Source organism: Longimicrobium sp. (assembly GCA_036387335.1).
Taxonomy (GTDB): domain Bacteria; phylum Gemmatimonadota; class Gemmatimonadetes; order Longimicrobiales; family Longimicrobiaceae; genus Longimicrobium.
In genome coordinates this window covers 1-4,333 of record DASVTZ010000058.1, presented here as the reverse complement: position 1 = coordinate 4,333, position 4,333 = coordinate 1, and the positions used below count along the sequence as shown (strand labels likewise).

The window sequence follows — 4,333 nt, the reverse complement described above, 5'->3', positions numbered from 1 at the left end:
CGTACGTGCAGGCCGGAAGGTCTTTCACCCGCGGCTACGAGGTGTACGCCACGCAGGCGTACGTGCGACGTGACGACTTCAACGACAGGCAGGCCGTCCTGCTGGAGTCCGCCCCTACCGTGGTGCGTCCCCGCTATTGGGCGACCACGTTGGCACTTCGCCGGCGCGACGGTCCGCTGGCATTGTCGCTGCAGGTCACCGGCGCCTTCGGCCACTACGACGAGAGGGTGCGCGACTCCGGCCCCGGGACCCGGAGCCGCCCGCTGCGCGCGGTGACCACCAGCCTGACCACGGAGCTGGACGTGGCGCTCTTCGTACGATACGCCCTGCGCGTCACGCGCCGGCCGATCCCGCGCGACAACCCGCCGGAGCGGTAGCCGCGATGCCTGGACGCTCGATGCGGAGCGCGGCGGCCGCGCTCGTCGCTGCCGCGCTTGCGGCGTGCGCGCCTGTGGTGACGCACGGCCCCGCCGTCGAGCCGGGGGCCGTGTTGAGGGTGACGGAGGGGGCGGCGTTCGGCGTGAGGTGCGACAGCAACTGCGCGGACGCGCTTTTCCCCACCTGGGGCGGCGCGCTGCACGCCGGGTACGCGCCACGCGACCCGCGTCTCCCCGCGCTGCTGGGCGCGGTGACGGTGCCGGTGTTCGCCCCCAGCTCCGCCGAGCTGGACCTGTACGTGCAGGGGCCGGGGCGGGAGGCGCCGCTGGCGTATGGGGCAGGCGTGCTGCTCTCGTCGCGGCACACCATGCCGTACGTGCAGGTGGGGCAGACCCCGCCCGGGCGCGACGGGTGGTACGCCACGGTGGGGTACGCCCGCCTCCGCCGCTACGACCAGCCGCTGTTCGGCGAGGGCTACGGGCCGGTGTTCGGGCTGCGCGAGGCGCCGCGCTTTCTGTCGACCACCGTCTCCCTGCGCCTGGCCGGCCGCACCCCGACGGACGTGTACGTGGTAGGGATGTTCGGCAGCTACCGCGCGGAGGGCGCGGGCGGGGCGTCCGAGCGCCGGCCCCTGCGCATGGTGGGGACCGGCCTGGTTCTCACCGTCCGGCCCGAGCTGTTAGGCGCCCTGCTGGGACGCCACTCCAACGTTTCTCCCGCCCGCATCCCGTGAACCTCGTCATCACGCAGCTTTCCAAGACGTATCCCAACGGCGTGCACGCGCTGCGCGGGGTTTCGCTGGCCATTCAGCCGGGGATGTTCGGGCTGCTGGGGCCGAACGGGGCGGGGAAGAGCACCCTCATGCGCATCCTGGCCACGCTGCAGGAGGCGGACTCCGGGCAGGCGCGGCTGGGCGACATCGACGTGCTTCGCGACAAGGAGTCGGTGCGCAGGACGCTCGGCTACCTGCCGCAGGAGTTCGGCGTCTATCCCGCGACGACGGCGGCGGAGATGCTGGACCACTTCGCGCTCCTCAAGGGGATCACGGCCAAGGGGGAGCGGCGCGACACGGTGGCCGCCCTCCTTCGCCAGACCAACCTGTGGGACGCGCGGGCGCGGCGGCTGGACGGCTTCAGTGGCGGGATGCGGCAGCGCTTCGGGATCGCCGTGGCCCTAATCGGCGATCCGCAGCTGATCATCGTGGACGAGCCCACGGCGGGGCTGGACCCGGCCGAGCGCGCCCGCTTCCTGAACCTGCTCAGCGAGCTGGGGGAGCGCGCGGTCGTCATCCTCTCCACGCACATCGTGGAGGACGTGAGCGAGCTGTGCACCCGCATGGCCATCATCGACCGCGGCAGCATCCGCCTGGCGGCCGAGCCGATGCAGGCGGTGGAGGCGCTGCGCGGCAAGGTGTGGCGGCGCGGCGTGGAGCGCGCATTCCTGCCAAAAGTGCAGGAGGCGCTCCCCGTCATCTCCACCACGCTGGTGGGCGGGCGCACGCTCGTGCACGTGTACGGCGACGCCCCGCCCGATTCGTCGTGGGAGGCGGTGGAGCCGGACCTCAAGGACGTGTACTTCACCGTGATGAAGGGGATCGAGGTGCACCCGGAGGCCGCGCCGCCGGTGTCGCACGAGCCGCTGCCGCCTCTCGTCCTTCCCCCGCCGATGGTGCGTGAGCCCGAGCCGCTCACCGCCGACGACCTGGGCCCGACCGACTGGTTCGCGCCGCGTCCCGCTGAGCCGATTCCGCCGCGTGCTCAGGAGCCGCCGCCGCTCCCGCCAGCCGACGAGGCGTCGCGGCCTCCCTCGCAGCACGACGAAGTCCCGCCGGCGGCGCCGATAAACGACGAGCCGCCACCGCTGCCGCCCTCCACCGAGCCGCCGCCGCTTCCGTCCCGTCCCGCCGATCCGCTGCGGGGCGACGACCCGCCGCCATTCGCGGAGCCGCCGTTCGGGAGGACAGAAGGATGAGCGCGTTGCGGGGGCTCGTCGCCTTCGAGCTGCGCCACCACCTGCGGCGGATCTCCACCTGGGTGTACTTCGGCGTCCTCTTCCTGATCTCGTGGGTGGTCACGGCGTCGCGGGCGGGGGCGTGGCGCGACTTCGACATGGGGAGCGAGCTCCTCGTGGCCAACTCGCCGATCCGCATCTCCACGCTGATGCTGACGCTGGGGATACTTGCCGTTCCCATCACCTCGGCGATCGCGGGGACGGCGGTGTACCGCGACTTCGAGACGCGCGCGTACCCTCTCTTCTTCACCACCGCGGTGCCGAAGTGGGCGTACCTGGGCGGGCGCTACCTGGGCGCGGTGCTCGCCAACCTCCTCATCCTGCTGTCGATCCCGCTGGGGATCATCGCCGCGAGCGCATCGCCGTTCGTGGACGCGGACCGGGTGGGGCCCTTTCTCCCGCTCGCGTACCTGCACGCCATCGCGCTCGTCACGCTGCCGAACCTCCTCTTCACCTCCGCCATCTTTTTGATGCTGGCGGCAACCACGCGGCGGATGATGCCGGTGTACGGGGGCGGATTCGCGCTGCTGGTGGGGTGGGCGATCGCGTTGATCTTCGCGGGCGCGGTCGACGAGGAGTGGCTGATCTACCTGGTCGATCCCTTTGGCGTGGCGCCGACGCTGCGCTCCACGCGCTACTGGACGGTGGTGGAGCAGAACCGGTCGCTCGTGCCGATTCCCGCGCTCCTGCTGCTGAACCGCGCGCTCTGGCTGGCGGTGGGGGCGGGCGTGCTGGCGTGGGGCGCGCACCAGTTCCGCTTCGCGCACGCGGCGGACGAGCGCGACCTGAACCGGCCATCGGGGAGACGCCGCGGGGCGGACGAGGCGGCGCCTGTGGTGGTGCCGCGTGCGCATCGCACCTTCGACGCGCGGGCCCGTGCCCTTCAGCTCGCCGCCACGCTGCGCCGCTCGCTGCGCGAGGTGGTGGGGAACGTGTACTTCCCAATCCTCGTGGGGCTCTGCCTTCTCTTCGTCCTCCTGGTGGGCGGCGACATCGGCGAGATCTACGGGACGCGCACCTTCCCGGTCACCTACAAGGTGCTGGAGACGCTTACCGGCAGCTTCTTCCTGTTCGTCATCATCATCATCACCTTTTACGCCGGCGAGCTGGTGTGGATGGAGCGCGACCGGCGCACGCACCAGCTCCATGATGCCACACCGGTTCCCACCTGGGTGCCGCTGGTGGCGAAGCTGGCGGCGCTGATCCTCACGGTGGCGCTGCTGCTGGCCGCGTGCATGGTGTGCGGGATGCTGATCCAGGCGGCGCGCGGCTACTTCCGCTTCGAGGTGGGGCAGTACCTGCGCGCGCTCTTCGTCCACCAGCTGCTGGGGATGTACCTGCCGCTGATCGTGCTCGCGTTCGCCGTGCAGACGCTGGCGAACCACAAGTACGTGGGCCACTTCATCATGCTGGTCTACTACGTGGGCGGTCCGACGATCTACGCGCTCGGGGTGAGCCACAACCTGCTCGTGTATGCATCGACGCCGTCGCTCCAGTACTCGGACATGAACGGCTGGAACGGCGCCGAGGGGTCGTGGACGTGGTACGCGCTCTTCTGGGGCGGGGTGGCGGTGCTGCTGGCGATCGTCTCCAACCTCTTCTGGCGCCGCGGCGAGGAGCAGGGCGGCGGGTGGCGCACGCGGCTCGCCCGCGCCAGGGCCACGAGTCCGGTGCTGGCCGCGGCGGCGCTCGCGGGGCTGCTGGTGCTGGGAACGGGCGGCTTCATCGTCTACAACACCGCCATCCTCAACCCGTGGACGAGCGAGAACGACTCGGAGCAGGTGCAGCTTCGCTACGAGCGCGAGTACAAGCGGTTCGAGTGGGCGCCGCAGCCCAGGATAACCGGGGTGAAGCTGCGGGTGGAGCTCTTTCCGCGCGCGCAGGAGTTGCGGGCGCGGGGCACATACCGCATCCACAACCGCACGCGGTCGCGCATCGACTCGGT

Annotated in this window: 4 protein-coding genes; all 4 read left to right on the top strand. The window is 71.3% G+C overall.

Going from position 1 to position 4,333, the window contains the following annotated elements; all coding sequences use genetic code 11:
* Positions 1–377: hypothetical protein (locus tag VF647_04850; GenBank protein ID HEX8451404.1), on the top strand; the 377-nt coding region annotated here is incomplete at its 5' end.
* 5 nt (positions 378–382) lie between these two features.
* Positions 383–1,111, top strand: a complete 729-nt coding sequence (locus VF647_04845) for a hypothetical protein (protein HEX8451403.1) — start codon at positions 383–385, stop codon at positions 1,109–1,111.
* Positions 1,108–2,349 (top strand): ABC transporter ATP-binding protein, encoded by a 1,242-nt coding sequence (locus tag VF647_04840; GenBank protein HEX8451402.1) that lies wholly within the window; start codon positions 1,108–1,110, stop codon positions 2,347–2,349. The genes VF647_04845 and VF647_04840 overlap by 4 nt, the downstream gene beginning before the upstream one ends.
* Positions 2,346–4,333, top strand: a 1,988-nt coding sequence (locus VF647_04835) for an ABC transporter permease (GenBank protein ID HEX8451401.1), incomplete at its 3' end; no start/stop codon positions are given. The genes VF647_04840 and VF647_04835, both read left to right, overlap by 4 nt.